Origin of the sequence: Mycobacterium heckeshornense, assembly GCF_016592155.1 — a bacterium.
Lineage (GTDB): Bacteria > Actinomycetota > Actinomycetes > Mycobacteriales > Mycobacteriaceae > Mycobacterium > Mycobacterium heckeshornense.
In genome coordinates, this window is record NZ_AP024237.1 from 2,614,154 (window position 1) to 2,632,093 (window position 17,940).

Below are 17,940 nucleotides of genomic sequence, written 5' to 3' on the forward strand. Positions count from 1 at the left end.
ACACTGCGTCGTAGTACTGCTTTCGCGGACCCGGGGGAGCTGTCATGACGAGGCGAGCGTCCTGAGCACCGGCCGACGTGCACCCCTGGACCCGCGGCTGTGGCGGGCTTCGAGCGCGCTGCGCCGTTTCCTGGTCGCCACCGTGGGCTGTGGCGTGGTGATCTCGGGCTGCGCGATTGTCTCAGCGATCGTGTTGGCGCACATCGTGGCCGGGGTCATCACCGATCCGTCCTCCCGCCATGTGCGGCAGTGGGTATCGGGATTGTCAATCCTGTTGATACTGTGGACGCTTCGCACACTGGCGCACTGGCTGCAGGCCCGGTTGGCGCAGCGCGGTGCCAGCTCGGTGATCGCCGACCTATGCGCGCAAGTCTTGACTTCGGTGACGGCACAGGCGCCGAGACAACTGGCGGCGCAGCGCGAGGCCGCCGCTGCGGTGGTAACCCGCGGTCTGGATGGATTACGGCCATACTTCACCAGATATCTGCCCGCGTTGCTGCTTGCCGCCATCCTGACCCCGGCCACCGTCGTGGTGCTGGCGGTCGACGACCCGCGATCAGCGGCGATTGCGTTGATCACGTTGCCGCTCATACCGGTGTTCATGGTTCTGATCGGCGTGACGACTGCTCAGCGATCCGCGGCAGCACTGGCCGCCATGACCGCACTGCAGGCCAAGTTGTTGGACCTGATCGCCGGCATTCCCACGCTGCGGGCATTGGGGCGTGCCGCCGGTCCGGAACGGCGCATCGCCGAATTGACTGCCGCACACCGACGTTCGTCCATGGCGACGCTGCGGATCGCCTTCTTGTCGGCATTGGTGCTCGAACTGCTGGCCACGCTGGGCGTCGCGTTGATCGCTGTCGGAATCGGTCTGCGTCTGGTGTTCGGGCAGATGAGTCTGGCCGCCGGTTTGACGGCCTTGCTGCTCGCCCCCGACGTGTACTGGCCGCTGCGGCGCGTCGGCGTGGAATTCCATGCCGCCCAGGACGGCAGGACGGCAGCCGATAAAGCCTTCGCGCTCATCGACAAGCCGCCGAGCGCCCGGCCCGCGCGGCGAATCGACGGCGCCCGGGGTGCCACGATTCGAGTCGAAAACCTCAGCGTCCACGGCCGCGACGGCGCCGCACCACGGAATCTCACCGCCGTGATCGAACCGGCCCGGGTCACGGTGTTGACCGGTCGAAACGGGGCGGGCAAGAGCACCGCACTGCAGGTCATCGCCGGACTCGTCGCACCGAGCACCGGCAGGGTGACCGTAGCGGGCATCGATATCGCCGACCTCGACCCGGCCAGCTGGTGGCAGCAGCTGTCCTGGCTGCCGCAGCGCCCGGTACTGCTCCCCGGCACTGTCGCGGACAACCTGAACCTCTTCGGCGAGCTGACTGATCCTGACACAGCCTGTCGTGCAGTGCAATTCGACAATGTGGTGGCGGAGTTGCCCGACGGGTTGCAGACCGCCCTGGGTCGCGATGGGGCGGGGTTGTCGCTCGGACAGCGTCAACGCTTGGCTTTGGCGCGTGCGCTCGGATCCCCGGCACCCGTGCTGCTTTTGGACGAGCCGACCGCACACCTCGACGCCGACACCGAGGCTCGGGTTCTGGGTGCCGTCGTCGAGCGTGCGCGGGCAGGGGCCACCGTGGTGGTGGTCGCCCATCGCGAGCAGGTCATCGAGATCGCTGACCAGGTGGTGGCGGTGAGCGCCGAGCCCCATGCGTATGTCTGAAACGCTGCTGACCGCGGCCGGGTTGCTGCGGCCTCGGCTGTCTCGTCTTCTGCTCGCCGTGACGCTCGGTGTGCTGGCGTTGAGCAGTGCGCTGGCGCTGGCCGGGGTCTCGGCGTGGCTGATCACGCGCGCCTGGCAGATGCCGCCGGTGCTGGACCTGTCGGTGGCCGTCGTCATGGTGCGGGCGCTGGCGATTTCTCGCGGCGTGCTGCACTACTGCGAGCGGCTGGCCACCCACGACACCGCCCTGCGGTCCGCGGGCAGCGCCCGGGCCCGAATCTATCAACGCCTGGCCCGCGGACCGGTCGATGCCGTGGCGCGGCTGCACAGCGGCCAGCTGGTGAGCAGGGTCGGCGCCGATGTCGACGAGTTGGCAAATGTGCTGGTGCGCGCGCTGTTACCAATCGCGGTTGCCACGGTCCTGGCGGTGGCGGCAACGACGGTCGTCGCCGCCATCTCGGCTCCGGCGGCAGTCGTGCTCGCGGTGTGCCTGCTCGCCGCCGGCGTTGTGGCACCCTACCTGGCCGCCAGAGCAACCACGACACAGCAAACCGTTGCACGCCAATATCTTTCCGAGCGCGACGCGGCAGCCATGATCGCTCTCGAGCACGCGCCCGAGCTCCGGGTCGGTGGCAGGCTGGCTGGCGTCATCGCGGAAGCTACCCGGCGACAACGCCGGTGGGCCGATGTGCTGGACGCGGCGGCGAAACCGGCCGCCGTCGCCGAGGCGATGCCCACCGCCGCGGTCGGGGCCAGCGTGCTGGGAGCCGTGGTGGCCGGTATCTCAATGGCGTCCTCGGTCGCGCCGACCACGCTGGCGATTCTGATGTTGCTCCCGTTGTCGGCGTTCGAGGCGACGGGTGCGCTGCCCGACGCCGCAATCCAGCTGACCCGCTCGCGGATCGCCGCGCGCCGCCTGCGCGACGTGATCGGGTCCGATGCGGCGAGCCCGGTTGCCCGCACCGCGACGTCCCCGCCGGAAGCGTCAGCTCGGCTGTGCGCCGTCGGTATCCGTACGGCTCACCCCGACGCGACCGGCTCGGCGCGGGTGAGCGTGGATTTGCCGGCCGGCGCCAGGCTGGCGGTCACCGGTCCCAGCGGCTGCGGCAAGACCACGCTGTTGATGACGCTCGCCGGCCTGCTGCCGCCGCTGCAGGGCCGCGTCGAGCTGAACGGGACGCCGATCCAGCTGCTGCGTGAACCCGAATTGCGAAGGGCGGTATGCTTTTTCGCCGAAGACGCCCACATCTTCACCACCACCGTCCGGGACAACTTGCTGGTGGCGCGCGGTGACTGCGGCGACGACGAGCTCACAGCGGCTTTGCAGCGCGTCGGCCTGGGTCGCTGGCTGGCCGATCTGCCCGATGGCCTGGCGACAATGCTGAGCGGAGGCGCGCAAGCGTTGTCGGCGGGTCAGCGCAGGCGGTTGCTGTTGGCCCGTGCGATGATCTCGCCCGCTCGCATCCTGCTGCTCGACGAGCCGACCGAGCACCTCGACGCCGCCGACGCCGAAATCCTCTTGCGCGACGTGCTCGAGCCCGACGGCGGGCTGATGGGCGCGGCGCGGACCGTGGTAGTGGCTACTCACCAGCTGCCCAACGACATCCGGTGTCCGCAACTGCGCCTCGGTTGCGACAGGTAGGCTGGCTGCCGGTCGTCGACGCCGCCCGATCTGGAGCGCTAGCCATGACAGTTTCCCCGGACCAACCCTCCGACACCCCGCCACCCTACCGGCCCTATCCCTACCCCTATCCCCCGCAACAACAGCCGTACCCACCGTTTCCGGTACCGCCGCGCGGCCCGCGCAACGGCTTGGGCACCGCGTCGTTGGTACTCGCCGTCATCGCGCTGCTGGGGGTGTGGTCGGTGTTCGGTGGCGTCATCCTCGGCGGTGCGGCCATCGTGCTGGGAATCGCTGCTTACGCGCGAGTTCGTCGCGGTGAAGCCAACAACGGCGGCGTCGCGGTCGCCGGGATCGTGCTGGGCGCCATAGCCATTGGCGTCGGGCTGGTCTTCGTCGCGATCTGGGCGGCGCTATGGCACGACATCGGCGGCGGCGACTACATCGATTGCTTGCAGCGGGCCGGGTCGAATCCGGTACTGCGACAGCACTGCGTGGATCGGTTTCGCAAGAGCGTCGAAAACAGGCTCAGCGTCACCCTCACCCCGTGACGCTCATTGGGTCGAAACGCTACAGCCGGCGCCGGCGGGGCATGAACTCCAGCGACAACAACACATATAGCAGCGGGAACAACTGCCGCAACTGCACCAGCACGTAGCGCCGGCCGTCCAGCGAGTGGAATTTGCGCAGATATCGGTACAACGACTCCAACGCGATCAGTGGATCCAGTAGATGGATCAGCCGGTAGAACAGGCTCTGCATCCGGGTGCGCTGCTTTTCGTCGAAGATTTCCGGGAACGCCGCAAATGCCAGCGACAACCGTTGGGCGCCCATATGTTTGGCGGCCATCACCATATCGACGGACAACCGTTCGTCGAGCCCGTTGGGCGCTCCCCGGCGACGCCACGGCACGTCGAGGCTGATGTCGCTGCCGCGGCCGGCGGTCGCGTAACGGTGAAACCCCTGCACTTTGCCCGACGCGTCACGCGCGATGATCAGCTGCACCCCCGGGTAGCGGCCTTCCAATGCGCCGTCGAGGGACATGCAGAAACCGCGTTCGGTGTGGGCCCCGCTGGGGGATGCGCGCAACACCTCGGTCAGCTCGGCCAACAGTTCGTCGTCGAGTTCCTGTTCGGCGGCAATTTCGGTGGTGACACCGAAGTTGTGGGTGCGCTGGACGGCCTGCCGCAGGTTGCGGAACTTGCGCCCCACCATCTCGAAGGTGGCCACGTCGATGACGACGTCTCGGCCAATCGGTATGGCCCGCAACGATTGTCCTATTACCGTCGGGTCGGTCCACAGGTGCAGCCGTCGCTCGCTGCACGCCAGCACGACCAGCCGCCAACCGCGGGTATGACACTGCGCGGCGAAGTCGGCCACCAACTGCGGGAACTGCACCTCATCGCCGATCGGGTCGCCGCTGACCACCGCGTACCCGATCCGGGTGCGATACGCCAGGGCCGCGTTGCCGTCCGCGCTGAAGTGGTAACACTTGCCCGTCTGCATGGCAAACGGCGCCAGCGGGTCACCGCTGGTGGCGTTGATCAGCGCCCACACCCGCGGCAGGTCGGCTGCCCGCGGCCGGGCCGATGTCGGCCACATCAGCGCCAGACCCGAACCCGCGATCAGCACGTCGCCCAGCAGGTCGAAGGACAGCACGTGTGCGCCCAGCCCGGCGAACAGCACGAGGACGGCGATGCTGGCGTGCAAAGCGGTGACCGGCCGGCCGAGAAAGATGCCGCGAGCGATCAGCGCCACGGCGGCCAGCACGGTCAGCGACCACGCCAGCCGGCCAGTGGCCTGCCAGTCGGGGTGACGGTGGTCATGGGCTATCAGGGCGACCAGCCAGCATGCCGCGCTGAGCAGGGCCAATGCGCCGATCCACCGGGCGGCCGGGGAGTCGACGTGCACGACCACGCGCTCGCTGGGGCGCAGCTTGGGCGTGACGTCGACCGACGAAGTGTTCACCCCCACCTCCGGTTGCGTTGTTCGCCGCTCAAACGGTGGCGCATCGTCGGTCCAGCCCCTATATTCTGCCTGCCCGCTCACCGGGAACGCTACGCCCGGATGGCTGCCGGCGCGGCGGGTCGGCCGGCGCCGGAATCAGCTTCCGGGGAAATACTTCACGACGCCTTCCTGCACGACGGTCGCGACGAGCTGCCCGGTGCGGTCGAAGAAGTGCCCGGTCCCCAGCCCGCGGGAGTCGGTGGCCACCGGCGACGACGTCGAATACAACAGCCAGTCGTTGAAGCTGACCGGCCGGTGAAACCACACCGAATGGTTGACGGTCGCGGCGAAGATTCGGTCGTAACCCCACGACAGTCCATGGGTGGTGATGATGGAGTCCAGCACCGTGGTGTCCGACGAATACACCAGCGCCGCGGTGTGCAACACCGGGTCATCGGGCAGCACGCCGTCGGCCTTGACCCATACCCGGTTGTGCGCGAGCCGTTCGCCTTTGTCACGCATCACCCACGACGGGTCGTTGGTGTAACGCCATTCGATGGGTTGCAGTGCATTGACGAACTGCGGAACGGTCTTTTCGTAACCGCGAAGCAGCTCACCGATTTTCGGCAAGCTCTGCGGTTCCGGGACGTGCGGGGGTTCGATGCCGTGCTCAAGGCCGCGACCGCCGGACAGATACGAGATCATCGCCGACGACAACAGGGTGCCGTCCTGCATCGCGTCGACGCGACGGTTGGCGAATCGTCGTTCATCACGCAGCCGGATCACGCGGAACTCGATGTCCTTGCTGGGGTCGCCGCCGTTGATGAAGTGCACCGAGAGCGCGTTGGGCGGCAGGTCGCGGGTACGCGTGCGGCTGGCTGCCACCAATGACTGCGCCATCAACTGGCCACCGAACGTGCGCAACGGGTGTTTGCTCGGATGGGCTCCGATGAAGATGTCGTCGCCGACGTGGTTCAGATCCAGCACCGCAAGCAGTTCGTCGAAGTCCGACATCGGCTAGACATCGTCCTCGCCGATCCGGTGCACGTGGATCAGGTTGGTCGAGCCCACGGTGCCCGGCGGTGCGCCCGCGACGATGACGACGAGGTCACCCCGTTTGTAGCGACCCAGTTCCAACAGCGACTTGTCGACCTGGCGGATCATGCCGTCGGTGGACTGCATGTGCGGAACGATGAAGGTCTCGGTGCCCCACGTCATGGCCAGCTGGCTGCGCACCTCGGGTAGGTCGGTGAAGGCCAGCAGCGGCAGCGGGGTATGCAGCCGGGCCAGACGGCGTACGGTGTCGCCGGATTGGGTGAACGCAACCAAGGCCTTGGCGTCGAGCCGCTCGCCGATGTCGCGGGCAGCGTAGGAGATCACGCCACGCTTGGTGCGCGGGATGTGCGTCAGCGGCGGGGCGGCGACCGAGTTCTCCTCGACCGCGCAGATGATCCGCGACATCGTCTTGACCGCCGCCAGCGGATACTTGCCGACCGCGGTCTCGCCGGACAGCATCAGCGCGTCGGCGCCGTCGAGGACGGCGTTAGCGACGTCGGAGGCCTCGGCCCGGGTGGGTCGTGGGTTCTCGATCATCGAATCCAGCATTTGTGTCGCGACGATGACCGGCTTGGCGTTTTCGCGGGCCATCTGAATGGCGCGCTTTTGCACCAGCGGCACCTCTTCCAACGGCAACTCGACGCCCAGATCGCCGCGGGCCACCATGATCGCATCGAACGCCAGCACGATCGCTTCGAGGTTGTCGATCGCCTCGGGCTTCTCCAGCTTGGCGATCACCGGCACCCGCCGACCGAACCGATCCATCACGTCGTGGACCAGCTCGACGTCCGACGGTGAACGCACGAACGACAACGCCACCATGTCGACACCGAGGTCCAACGCGAACCGAAGGTCTTCAATGTCCTTGTCCGACAAGGCCGGAGCCGACACGTTCATTCCCGGCAGCGACATCCCCTTGTTGTTGCTGACCGGGCCGCCTTCGGTGACGGTGCACACCACGTCGTCGCCTTCGACGTTTTCGACCTGCAGACCGATTCTGCCGTCGTCGACCAACACCTTGTCGCCGGCTACCGCGTCGTTGGCCAGTTGCTTGTAGGTCGTCGAGACCCGGTCATGGGTGCCCTGGCAGTCGTCGACAGTGATCCGCACCGTCTCACCGGTCGCCCAATACGTCGCCCCGCCGGCGAAGCGGCCCAGCCTGATCTTCGGGCCCTGCAGGTCGGCCAGCACACCGACCGCACGGCCGGTGGCATCGGAAGCGGCGCGCACCCGTTCGTATGCGGCTTTGTGATCGTTGTAGTCGCCGTGGCTGAAGTTCATTCGCGCGACGTCCATTCCGGCCTCGACCAACGCTGGAACCATCTCGTCGGTGTTGGACGCCGGGCCCAGGGTGCAGACGATCTTGCCGCGTCTGTTCACGACGACTCAGCATAGTCGCGCTTGTCGGCCAAAGCTCGCGTTGACGCTCCCCCGGGCGCGGGAGATGGCTCACACGTCAGCGGTGCCAGCTCCCTGGGATTAGCCGATTGTTGTTGTGTGCGAACCGAATTCAATCCCATTGGTTTACCCGCCGGTAACTGTCGGAACCAACGGGAAACCGGGCAGGTTGCGCAACACCGTCCAGGCGATCGCCGCGGCGGCGACGGTCAGCACCGCGGGTATCGGCAGCACCGGATGCTGTCGGCGGCGAGGCAGGATCCACGCCGCCAGCATCGGCAGCCCGACAAGCAGGAAAACGTTGTCGGCGATGGCCGCCGTCAGGTCCGCGTGCAGCACGTCATGCAGCATCCGAAGCCCGCCGCACATCGGGCAATTCCAGCCGGTAAGCGCCTTGAAGGGGCACAGCGGAAACAGCGAATGCGGATTGTGCGGGTCGACCAGGACTAGATAGGTCACGGCAGCGGTCACCAGCACGCCGCAGCCGAGCCGGCCGTATCGACGACGCCGACCGCTCGATCGGGCGTTCTCGGGTAATCGGCTAGGTGCCATCGCGCAGTGGGCGGCCCTGCGGGTCGCGCACTTTGTCGGTGAGGATCAAAACCGCGTCCACGATGCCCCAGATCACCGGAACGACGGCGCCGAAACCGAGGGTCAGAATCGCCACGAACAACCCGATCAACAGCTGTGCGACGCCCAGCCCCGTGTAGCCGAGGTAGATACGCCCGAACCCAAGGAACCCCAGCAACCCGATCAGCTGCAAAAGCCCGGCGACGACCTTGGATTTATCCGACAACGGCTCCCCGGTCACCGGATGCCTACCGTAGGGCGCACTCGGATCGACATAACCGCCGGGTGGCCGGTAGGGCGGCGGGGAACTCGCCGGGTGCCAATCGCCACCGGGGGGACCTTGCTGCGGCGAGTCCGTCATCCCTTCAGCATGCCAGATCGGCCCGTGGTCGCGGGCCCGTCCGCTCAGGACTCCGTTTCGGGCTCCCGCGGCTCAGCATCTGTGGGTTCGGGTTCGTCGGCCCGGTCGTCGCCGGGGTCGTCGACGGGTTCGGCCGCGTCGTCGCCGGGGGCCTCATGTGCGTCAGCGTGCCCTGTCGCTTCGGCGTCCCCCGTTGTCTCGGCCGACTCGGCGAGCCCGTCGGCGTCGTGACCGGTCGGCCCCGCCGCGCCCGACGCGACAGCGGCAAGTTCGGTCGCCGGCTCTGGCGCCGGTTCCTCCTCCACGGCCGTGCGATCGGCGCCGAGACTGGCTGGATCCTCGCGTCCCCTCGGCGCCAACATCACGTAGACCACCGCGCCGATGAAGACGAACGTCGATGTGAACGAGTTGATCCTGATCCCGGCGATGTGGGTCGCCGGGTCGTCGCGGAGCAGCTCGATGCAGAAGCGGCCCACGCAATAGCCGGCGACATAGAGCGCGAACAGGCGACCGTGGCCGATGTTGAGCCGCCGGTCGATGTAGATCAGCGCGACGAATACCAAGACATTCCAAAGGAGTTCGTAGAGGAATGTCGGCTGCACCACCATCGCCAACTGGCCGGTCGACACGCCGTCGAGGGAATGCACGTCGACGAATCCCGACGGATCACGCCGGTAGAACACCTCCATGCCCCACGGCAGCGTGGTCTCGCGGCCGTAGAGTTCCTGGTTGAAATAGTTCCCGAGCCGGCCGATCGCCTGCGCCAGCACGATCCCCGGAGCCACCGCGTCGGCGAAGGCCGGCAGCGGGATGCCGCGGCGGCGGCACGCAATCCACGCGCCCACACCGCCCAGCGCCACCGCGCCCCAGATCCCCAATCCGCCGTCCCAGATCCGCAGTGCCGCCCCGGGCCCTGCACCGCCGCCGCCGAAATACGTGCGCCAGTCGGTGATCAGGTGGTAGAGCCGGCCGCCGACCAGCCCGAAAGGCACTGCCCACAGCGCGATGTCGTAAATGACGCCACGCTCGCCGCCGCGCGCCGCCCAGCGTCGATCCCCGATCAGCAGCGCAACGACGATGCCGGCGATGATGAACAGCGCATAGGCGCGGATGGGAATCGGGCCCAGGTGCCACACCCCGCGTGGCGGGCTCGGGAAGTAGGCGAGGATCGTCGTCATGGTGAGGAATTCCTTTGCCGCACACCGGTAGCCAGCTCTCCGGCCAGTGCGCACAACGTCGGCGTGCCCTCGGCTAAAGCCGACACCAGCGCTGAACCGACGATGACGGCGTCAGCGTAGCTGGCTATCTCGGCGGCCTGCTGTCGTGACCGCACTCCCAAGCCGACACCGACCGGGATGTCAGACACCGCCCGTATCCGGCGGACCAATTCGGGCGCGGTTCGCGACACCACATCGCGTGCTCCGGTCACGCCCATCGTCGACGCCGCGTAGACGAAGCCCCGCGACGCCTCGACGGTCGCGGCCAGGCGCTGGGGTGTCGACGACGGGGCGACCAGGAAGATGCGATCCAGACCGTGCTCGTCGGACGCGGCCAACCACAGTTCCGCCTCGTCGGGAATCAGGTCGGGCGTGATGAGTCCATACCCTCCGGCCGCGGCCAAGTCGCGGGCAAACGCGTCAACCCCGTAGCGCAGCACCGGGTTCCAGTACGTCATCACCACCGCACGACCACCGGCGGCACTGATCGCCTCGACGGCGGTCAGCGTGTCGCGGACCCGCACCCCGCCGCGAAGTGCCGCTTCGGACGCTGCGGCGATGGTTGGGCCGTCCATGCCCGGATCCGAGTAGGGCACACCCACTTCGATGAGGTCACAGCCACATTCGACCAGCGCGATCATCGCCGCGATCGAGGTCTGCACGTCGGGATACCCCGTCGGCAGGTATCCGATCAGAGCCGCCCGATCGCTGTCTCGGCACGTCGTGAAAAGCGGTGCCAATCGGCTTGTTTCGCTTTGCTTCACCGTCATGAGTGGCTGTCGCCTCGCGTATCGAGCAGGCCGAACCACTGTGCGGCGGTCTCGACGTCCTTGTCACCGCGGCCGGACAAGTTCACCACAATCACTGCGCCGCTGCCCATCTCGGCGCCCAGTTGCAGCGCGCCGGCCACCGCATGTGCGGATTCGATCGCCGGGATGATGCCTTCGCTGCGGCTCAGCAGCCCGAACGCGTCCATCGCCTCGGCATCGGTGACGGCCCGGTACTCGGCGCGTCCGGTTTCCCGCAGCCACGCATGTTCCGGCCCTACCCCGGGATAGTCCAGGCCCGCCGAGATCGAGTGCGATTCGATGGTCTGGCCGTCGTCGTCTTGCAGCAGATACGAATACGAGCCGTGGAACGCACCGGGTGACCCGCCGGTGAAGGTCGCGGCGTGCCGACCGGTTTCGACGCCGTCGCCTGCGGCCTCGAATCCCACCAGCCGAACTGCTGGATCGTCGAGAAATGCATGGAAGATCCCAATGGCGTTCGATCCCCCACCCACGCACGCGGTGACGGCGTCGGGCAGTCGACCCGCCTGGTCCTGGATCTGCACCCGCGTCTCGAGCCCGATGATCCGCTGAAAGTCGCGCACCATGGTCGGGAAGGGATGCGGACCGGCGGCGGTACCGAAACAGTAGTAGGTGTTCTCGGCGTTGGTCACCCAATCCCGGAAGGCTTCGTTGATGGCGTCCTTGAGGGTCTTCGAACCGGATTCGACCGACACGACCTCGGCGCCCAGCAGCCGCATCCGCGCCACGTTGAGGGCTTGGCGCGCGGTATCGACCGCACCCATGTAGATGACACAGTCCAGCCCGAGCAACGCGCATGCGGTGGCAGTGGCCACCCCGTGCTGTCCGGCGCCGGTCTCGGCGATCACCCTCGTCTTGCCCATCCGCTGCGCCAGCAAGGCCTGGCCGAGCACATTGTTGATCTTGTGAGAACCGGTGTGGTTCAAGTCTTCTCGCTTGAGGAAGATGCGGGCCCCGTGCGCATGCGCGCTGAGCCGGCGAGCCTCGTACAGCGGCGACGGCCGGCCCGCGTAATTCGCCTGCAATTTGTCGAGGGCGTCGAGGAATTCCTGGTCGGTGCGGGACTTGTCGTAGGCGGCCGTGACTTCCTCGATGACCGCCATCAGCGCCTCGGCGACGAATCGGCCACCGTACACACCGAAATGGCCACGGCTGTCGGGGTCGTGGCGGGTCGGTTCGGCGACGGCCGCACTGGAGCGAGGAAGCTCCGGGCCGGAAAGATCTGCCATCACCAAGGCTCAACGCGCAACGAGTTCATCGAGTTCATGCTTCCGGCCAGTGGGCCCACGGGCGGCTAGCGGGCCGGCTTCGGGCAGGACGGGTGGGTGCCTGCGGTGACCAGATCGGCGACCGCGGCCCGGGGATCAGCGCTGGTGACCAGGCCTTCGCCCACCAGCACCGCGTCCGCACCGGCACCCGCGTACGCCAGCAGATCGGCGGTACCGCGGACCCCCGACTCGGCGATCCTGATCACGTCGGAGGGTAGACCGGGCGCGATCCGGGCAAAGCAATCGCGGTCGACTTCCAGCGTCGTGAGATCGCGGGCATTGACCCCGATCACCCGCGCGCCGGCCTTCAAAGCCCGGTCGGCTTCTTCTTCGGTGTGCACCTCCACCAGAGCGGTCATGCCCAACGACTCGGTGCGGTCCAGCATCGACACCAACGCGGGCTGCTCGAGCGCCGCAACGATCAGCAGCAGCATGTCGGCGCCGTGTGCCCGGGCCTCGTGAATCTGGTAGGGACAAACCACAAAGTCTTTGCGCAGCACCGGCACCGACACCGCGGCGCGCACCGCATCGAGATCGGCCAGCGTGCCGTAAAAGCGCCGCTCCTCGGTGACCACGCTGATGATGCGCGCGCCGCCGTCCTCGTATGCGCGGGCCAGCTTCGCCGGATCGGGGATGGGCGCGAGCTGACCCGCCGACGGGCTGGCGCGCTTGACCTCGGCGATGACCGCGATCCCCGGCGCACGCAACGCCGCCATGACGTCAAGCGGCGGCGGTGCTGCGGCGGCGGCCGCTTTGACCTCGGACAGGCTGACCACGGCTTCACGGGCGGCAACATCGGCGTGGACTCCCTCCAGGATGGAGTCGAGCACGGTTGCCGAACTCATGCTGTCGGTTCCTTTCGCCGGGCCCCGCGAGTTTGTTGACGGCGTCCATCGAAGGGTAGCGACCGAGAGCGTGCGGCCCGTCACCGACCCTCGGTGTCAGCTTCGTGTCGCGGATCCGGATCCGGCTGCGCTGCCGGTTCGCCGGGCCGATCCGTCGGATCGCGGCCTTCGTCGAGCGCATCCCACATCACGCGCTCCGACATCGCATCGTCATCGCTGCGCGCCGTGGACCGGCGTGCGGCCCGGTTCGCGTATTTGGTCGTCGCCGCCCCCGCCGCCGAGCGCATCAGCAACACCGCGCCGGCCAACGCGCATACCGCGGCGGCCAGGGTGATCACCGCCCCCCAGTAGCGACGCTCGCTGCCCACCAGCGTGACTACCGGGACATGGGCCAGTTCGGCGCCACGCACCGCCACGTCGGGCAACGCCCACAAGCCGATGGCCAGGTAGCCGCTGGCCAGGCTCGCGGCCGCCGCCAGCACGGCCAGCAGCCGCAACGGCCATCCCCGCACCGCCAGTGCGGCCAGCACGATGGTCAGCAGCAGCACCGCCAGCGGGACCAGCGCCGCCGACCACGTCGCGCCGGAAACGGTAACGGTCTTGGGTGGCCCGAGCCCGTCGAACGAGCGCACGACGACCCACGGCAGCCGCGCCGCCGCCCACAGTCCGCAGGCGGCGACCGCCAGCAACAGCTGGGCGGTCGCAACGATCGGTCTGCGCCGCCGCTTAGGCTTCGCCATTGCCGCCGGTGTCGGGCGCGGTAAGCGTCTCGGCGGCGGCGATGGCGCCCAGCACCGCGCGGGCCTTGTTCGTCGCTTCGGTGTGCTCGTAGGGCCCGTTGGAGTCGGCCACCACCCCGCCGCCCGCTTGCACGTACGCGGTGCCGTTGCGCATCAGCGCGGTGCGGATGGCGATGGCGAAATCGGCGTTGCCGGCAAAGTCGAGATAGCCGATGACACCGCCGTAGAGGCCGCGGCGGGTCTTTTCTACCTCTTCGATCAGCTCCATCGCCCGCACTTTCGGGGCGCCGGACAACGTGCCGGCGGGAAAGCAGGCCGTCACGGCGTCCAGCGCGGTGCGGCCGTCGGCCAGCATCCCGGTCACGGTCGAAACCAGGTGCATGACATGGCTGTAGCGCTCGATGTGGCTGTAATCCTCGACGCGCACCGTTCCCGGCACGCAGACCCGGCCGAGGTCGTTGCGGCCCAGATCAACCAGCATCAGGTGTTCGGCGCGCTCTTTGTCGTCTTCGAGCAGCTCCTTTTCCAGCAGGATGTCCTCTTCGTCGGTGTGTCCCCTCCACCGCGTTCCGGCGATCGGATGCGTCGTCGCCCACCGGTCGTGCACGGTCACCAGTGCTTCCGGGCTAGAGCCGACGATCGAAAAATCTGTTCCGCCAACGTCATTCGGCACATGAAGCAGATACATGTACGGGCTGGGGTTAGAAGCCCGCAAGATCCGGTACACGTCGATGGGTTCGACGTCGGTGTCCATTTCGAAGCGCTGCGAGGGCACCACCTGGAAGGCTTCGCCGGCCTCGATCTGGCGCACGAGATAGTCGACGATCGCGCCGTATTCCTCGACGGTGCGCTGGGCACGGTGTTTGGGCTCGGGCCGGCTGAAGGTGGCCACGGTCGACGGCAGCGGCTGGCCCAGTGCGGCGGTCATCACGTCCAGCCGCACGATCGCGTCGTCGTAGGCCTCGTCGACGCGCTCGTCGGTGCCGTTCCAGTTCACCGCGTTCGCGATCAGCGTGATCGTGCCCTCGTGGTGGTCGACCGCGGCGAGATCGGTAGCCAGCAGTAACAGCATGTCGGGCAGATGCAGGTCGTCGACCGCCAGCTCGGGCAGCCGCTCGAGCCGCCGCACCAGGTCGTATGCGAAGAACCCGACCATGCCGCCCGACAGCGGCGGAAGCCCCGGCAGCGGGGCGGTAGCCAGCAACTCCAGGGTGGCGCGCAGCGCCTGCAGCGGGTCGCCGCCGGTCGGCGCGTCCTGCGGCACCGCACCCAGCCACACCGCTTGGCCGTCGCGCACCGTCAACGCCGACGGCGCCCCGGCGCCGACGAACGACCACCGCGACCACGACCGGCCGTTCTCCGCCGACTCCAACAGGAACGTGCCCGGCCGGTTGGCGGCCAGCTTGCGGTAGGCCGACAGCGGGGTCTCCGCGTCGGCCAAGACCTTGCGCGTGACCGGCACGACCCGATGCTCGGCCGCCAGCGCCCGGAACGTCTCCCGCGACGTGGTGGCGGCGGCGAGTTCGGCCTGCATGCAGTTATCTTCCCAGACGTTTGCGATGCCGGCGGCGTAGCGTGACCGCCATGAAAACCGGTGACACCGCGCCCGACTTCGAACTGCCCGATCAGACGGGAACGCCCCGCAAGCTCAGCGAGTTGCTCGCCGACGGGCCCGTCGTGCTGTTCTTCTACCCCGCCGCCGGAACGGCCGGCTGCACGCGGGAGGCCTGCCACTTCCGCGATGTGGGCAGCGAGTTCGCCGCGGTGGGCGCCCAGCGGGTGGGCATCAGCACCGACCCGGTGAACAAGCAAGCCAAGTTCGCCGGCGATCACGGGTTCGACTACCCGCTGCTGTCCGACGCCGACGGAACGGTGGCTGCGCAGTTCGGAGTCAAACGCGGACTGCTGGGGAAGTTGATGCCGGTCAAACGCACCACTTTCGTCATCGGCACCGACCGCAAGGTGCTCGACGTGATCGGCAGCGAGTTCAATTTCAGCTCCCACGCGGACAAGGCGTTGGCCACGCTGCGGGCGCGGGCGGGGCAGTCGGGTTAACCGCGGCCACACCAACCACCTTGGCCCCACCATCCGGGCCCATCCCTTCGTGCTGCCGGCCCGCACAATCCGGCTTTGCTACGGGATATGCAAAAACACACAAGCTGCCGGTGACCGCTTCTAGCATCTGCTGCATCGAGAGGGAACCAATGGCTAAGCCTGAATCCGTGGATGAGTGATTTGGTGTCGTCGCGGGGCTGGTTTCTGCACGATTGGGGCGGTTGGGAATGGGGTGGGCATAATTGAGCCGCTGGCCTGCACCAGCTTTCCTGTGTCTTCGGGGTCGGGCCTGGGATGGCAGTTGGGCACGGGAGGTGGCGTTCACCCTGCTCGTGGGATCGCCGGACTGTGACCGATGATGTTGTTCCACAGGGTTTTCCACCCGATCTGCCATGGCCAGTGCGCGGGCAGGTGCAACATCGGCTTACGGGCGGGCGCGGCGAAGCGGGCTGGGATGTTGACCAGGTCGCGGCGCAGGGTCGCACCGCGCGCGACGACGTGCTCACCGCTGGCGAGGGTGCCGGTGGCGCGTAGCAGGTTGTGCGCGATCACCGTGCAGGCCAGCCAGGCGCAATTGGCTGCAAACAGCCCAGAGGGGATATGAGCCAATGGGCCGTCGATGAGGTCGGCGAAGGTGGTCTCGATGATGGCATGGCGGCGGTGGGTGATGTCGGCCTGGGCGGTGGGCAAATCGGAGTTGGTCACAAATGGGTGATAGCGCCACACCGCAAACAGCGCGTCGGGGTAGCGGGCATCTTTGACACGGCGCACGATCAGCCGGACGGTGAGCGTGCGCCCGCCGCCCAGGCGCAGCGTGTAGGGCGTTTCGGCGACCTGGGCATCAGAGATCAGCGCGCCGGTGTCGGGGTCAGCCACCGCGCCCGGGTAGTGCACCGGGGTGTAGGCGTGCTCGCCGATGCCGGCGATGGCGGTGCTGATGCGCTTGTTTCGGGCCACCGACACGGAGAATTCGATACCTTCGGCAACGCAGGTGGCCATCACCTTCTTGGTGCCGAACGCCGAGTCGCCGCGCAGCATGATGGTGCCCGCGCCGCACCGGCGGGCGGTGGTGATGGCCTGCTTGACTTGGCGGGCCGCCGCACGCCCGGAGCCGGCCCGCCCGCTGCGTAGCCGCGCCTCGGCAATCACCGGCGGCGCCTGCGCGGTCGACAGCGTGGTGATCTGCGGTGAAAGGCCCAATCGCAGCAGCGCGCGGCTGGCGATCTTGGCGTGCCCGAACGAGGCGCCCTGCTTGTGGTGTCCGTAGACCGGGCGCAGCAGCGAGTCGATGTCTAAAAACGCGCGCTGCTCGATGCCGGGCAAAAGCGGGGTGTGCGCCGCGAGTGCCACCAGATGCTCGCGGGCCACCGCGGCGAGCTGGTTGGAATGCCCGAAGCTGAACTCGCGCAGGAAGATCCCCAGCGTCGAGGGCGCATACACCTCATCGAAGACCCGCGGCGTGCCGCCGGCGCGCAGCACATTCACATCGTCGATGCTGTCCGCCCCGCACATCATGCCCGCGATGATCGTGGTCAGCTTGCCGGCCGCATTGACCGCGCCCGAGGCCACCCGGGTGCTGGGCAGATCGATGTGCTCGCCGATCAACCGCGAAAGACCGCTCTGCTCAGCCAATTCCAGCACCGGCACCAAACCCGCCGCCGACACCAAATTCTGCTCGTCGAACACGGCGGACTCGGTGCTAAACGTGTATGCTGATTGCACTGGAAATGCCTTCCCGAGCAGGGACTGTTTCGACTTCGACAATCGTTATTGTCCCAGCTCGGAAGGCGTTTTCACTGTTCACACGCCGATCACCAAAGACCGACCTTCCACGGATTCAGGCTAAGCCACTGCTGCGGCTGTGCAACCCGCCGCACTCTCTGTGGGCCGGGAGCATCCGGTGGTCGTAGTCACTGCTGGGCCGTTGCACACAGGAAGGAATTGCCATGAGGAGGGCAATCGCGGCGATTTCTGTCTTCATCGGCGTCGCTTTCGGTGGCCTGATCGGAGCTGCTCGGACGGCCCACGCTGATCCTGCGCCACCGGCGCCATGCGGCGGGCCTGATGTCCCGTGCGCCGGGCCGAGCCCGCTGACACCAGAGCAGCAGTGTGCGTTCATCGCATGGCGGACGTGGATTCCGTGCAACTGGCTGGGGATGCAGGTTCCGGCCGGCACACCGGGCAGTCTGGGGTAGGCGGTTTCCGACGTCGACTGAGTTAGGCGTTGTCGGTTGGTCGCGTTCGGCGATGCGTGCGTTGTTCAGCACGCGTTCGGCGTCGACGCGGCGGGTGCGATCCTCGGCATAGCGGTGATGCCCCGGTCGAACGGC

The 17,940-nt window shown here is 67.7% G+C and carries 15 protein-coding genes and 1 pseudogene; 4 read left to right on the forward strand and 12 right to left on the reverse strand.

The window, feature by feature from the left end:
* Nucleotides 1-118 precede the first annotated feature (118 nt).
* From cydD to MHEC_RS12485, 3 genes are read left to right on the forward strand one after another with little or no spacing between them, the layout of a single operon-like run.
* Entirely contained in the window at nucleotides 119-1,723 is a 1,605-nt protein-coding gene (gene cydD, locus MHEC_RS12475) for a thiol reductant ABC exporter subunit CydD (RefSeq protein WP_071700398.1), read from the forward strand.
* The gene (gene cydC, locus MHEC_RS12480; RefSeq protein ID WP_372507401.1) at nucleotides 1,710-3,365 is read left to right on the forward strand and encodes a thiol reductant ABC exporter subunit CydC; all 1,656 of its coding nucleotides are present in this window, start codon (nucleotides 1,710-1,712) and stop codon (nucleotides 3,363-3,365) included. The genes cydD and cydC overlap by 14 nt, the downstream gene beginning before the upstream one ends.
* A 44-nt stretch (nucleotides 3,366-3,409) precedes the next feature.
* Nucleotides 3,410-3,895, forward strand: coding sequence for a DUF4190 domain-containing protein (locus tag MHEC_RS12485; RefSeq protein ID WP_048892288.1), 486 nt, complete (start codon nucleotides 3,410-3,412; stop codon nucleotides 3,893-3,895).
* A gap of 19 nt (nucleotides 3,896-3,914) precedes the next feature.
* Here the strand turns inward: MHEC_RS12485 and MHEC_RS12490 are convergent, their stop codons facing one another.
* From MHEC_RS12490 to MHEC_RS12540, 11 genes and pseudogenes are all read right to left on the reverse strand, one after another.
* Nucleotides 3,915-5,312, reverse strand: coding sequence for a bifunctional lysylphosphatidylglycerol flippase/synthetase MprF (locus MHEC_RS12490; protein WP_048892287.1), 1,398 nt, complete (start codon nucleotides 5,310-5,312; stop codon nucleotides 3,915-3,917).
* Nucleotides 5,313-5,401: 89 nt separating this feature from the next.
* Nucleotides 5,402-6,305 (reverse strand): annotated as a pseudogene (locus tag MHEC_RS12495) (acyl-CoA thioesterase domain-containing protein).
* 3 nt (nucleotides 6,306-6,308) lie between these two features.
* Nucleotides 6,309-7,727, reverse strand: a complete 1,419-nt coding sequence (gene pyk, locus MHEC_RS12500; RefSeq protein ID WP_048892285.1) for a pyruvate kinase — start codon at nucleotides 7,725-7,727, stop codon at nucleotides 6,309-6,311.
* 144 nt (nucleotides 7,728-7,871) lie between these two features.
* The gene (locus MHEC_RS12505; RefSeq protein WP_048892284.1) at nucleotides 7,872-8,297 is read right to left on the reverse strand and encodes a DUF2752 domain-containing protein; all 426 of its coding nucleotides are present in this window, start codon (nucleotides 8,295-8,297) and stop codon (nucleotides 7,872-7,874) included.
* Nucleotides 8,287-8,676, reverse strand: coding sequence for an NINE protein (locus tag MHEC_RS12510; protein ID WP_048892283.1), 390 nt, complete (start codon nucleotides 8,674-8,676; stop codon nucleotides 8,287-8,289). The genes MHEC_RS12505 and MHEC_RS12510 overlap by 11 nt, the downstream gene beginning before the upstream one ends.
* 44 nt (nucleotides 8,677-8,720) lie before the next feature.
* Nucleotides 8,721-9,854 (reverse strand): prolipoprotein diacylglyceryl transferase, encoded by a 1,134-nt coding sequence (locus MHEC_RS12515; protein ID WP_048892282.1) that lies wholly within the window; start codon nucleotides 9,852-9,854, stop codon nucleotides 8,721-8,723.
* On the reverse strand, nucleotides 9,851-10,663 hold the full coding sequence (gene trpA / locus MHEC_RS12520) for a tryptophan synthase subunit alpha (RefSeq protein ID WP_048892281.1): 813 nt from the start codon (nucleotides 10,661-10,663) through the stop codon (nucleotides 9,851-9,853). The genes MHEC_RS12515 and trpA overlap by 4 nt, the downstream gene beginning before the upstream one ends.
* Nucleotides 10,660-11,931 (reverse strand): tryptophan synthase subunit beta, encoded by a 1,272-nt coding sequence (trpB, locus tag MHEC_RS12525; protein ID WP_048892280.1) that lies wholly within the window; start codon nucleotides 11,929-11,931, stop codon nucleotides 10,660-10,662. The genes trpA and trpB overlap by 4 nt, the downstream gene beginning before the upstream one ends.
* Nucleotides 11,932-11,996: 65 nt before the next feature.
* Nucleotides 11,997-12,815 (reverse strand): indole-3-glycerol phosphate synthase TrpC, encoded by an 819-nt coding sequence (gene trpC / locus MHEC_RS12530; RefSeq protein ID WP_048892279.1) that lies wholly within the window; start codon nucleotides 12,813-12,815, stop codon nucleotides 11,997-11,999.
* 80 nt (nucleotides 12,816-12,895) lie between these two features.
* Nucleotides 12,896-13,555: a TIGR02234 family membrane protein gene (locus tag MHEC_RS12535; RefSeq protein WP_172442131.1), complete on the reverse strand. Its 660-nt coding sequence runs from the start codon at nucleotides 13,553-13,555 to the stop codon at nucleotides 12,896-12,898.
* The gene (locus tag MHEC_RS12540; RefSeq protein ID WP_048892278.1) at nucleotides 13,542-15,089 is read right to left on the reverse strand and encodes an anthranilate synthase component I; all 1,548 of its coding nucleotides are present in this window, start codon (nucleotides 15,087-15,089) and stop codon (nucleotides 13,542-13,544) included. The genes MHEC_RS12535 and MHEC_RS12540 overlap by 14 nt, the downstream gene beginning before the upstream one ends.
* A gap of 50 nt (nucleotides 15,090-15,139) precedes the next feature.
* Between MHEC_RS12540 and MHEC_RS12545 the strand changes: the two genes are divergently transcribed.
* Nucleotides 15,140-15,610 (forward strand): peroxiredoxin, encoded by a 471-nt coding sequence (locus MHEC_RS12545; RefSeq protein ID WP_048892277.1) that lies wholly within the window; start codon nucleotides 15,140-15,142, stop codon nucleotides 15,608-15,610.
* Nucleotides 15,611-15,931: 321 nt separating this feature from the next.
* Here the strand turns inward: MHEC_RS12545 and MHEC_RS12550 are convergent, their stop codons facing one another.
* Nucleotides 15,932-17,332 (reverse strand): IS1380 family transposase, encoded by a 1,401-nt coding sequence (locus tag MHEC_RS12550; protein ID WP_048893886.1) that lies wholly within the window; start codon nucleotides 17,330-17,332, stop codon nucleotides 15,932-15,934.
* Nucleotides 17,333-17,940: the final 608 nt, after the last annotated feature.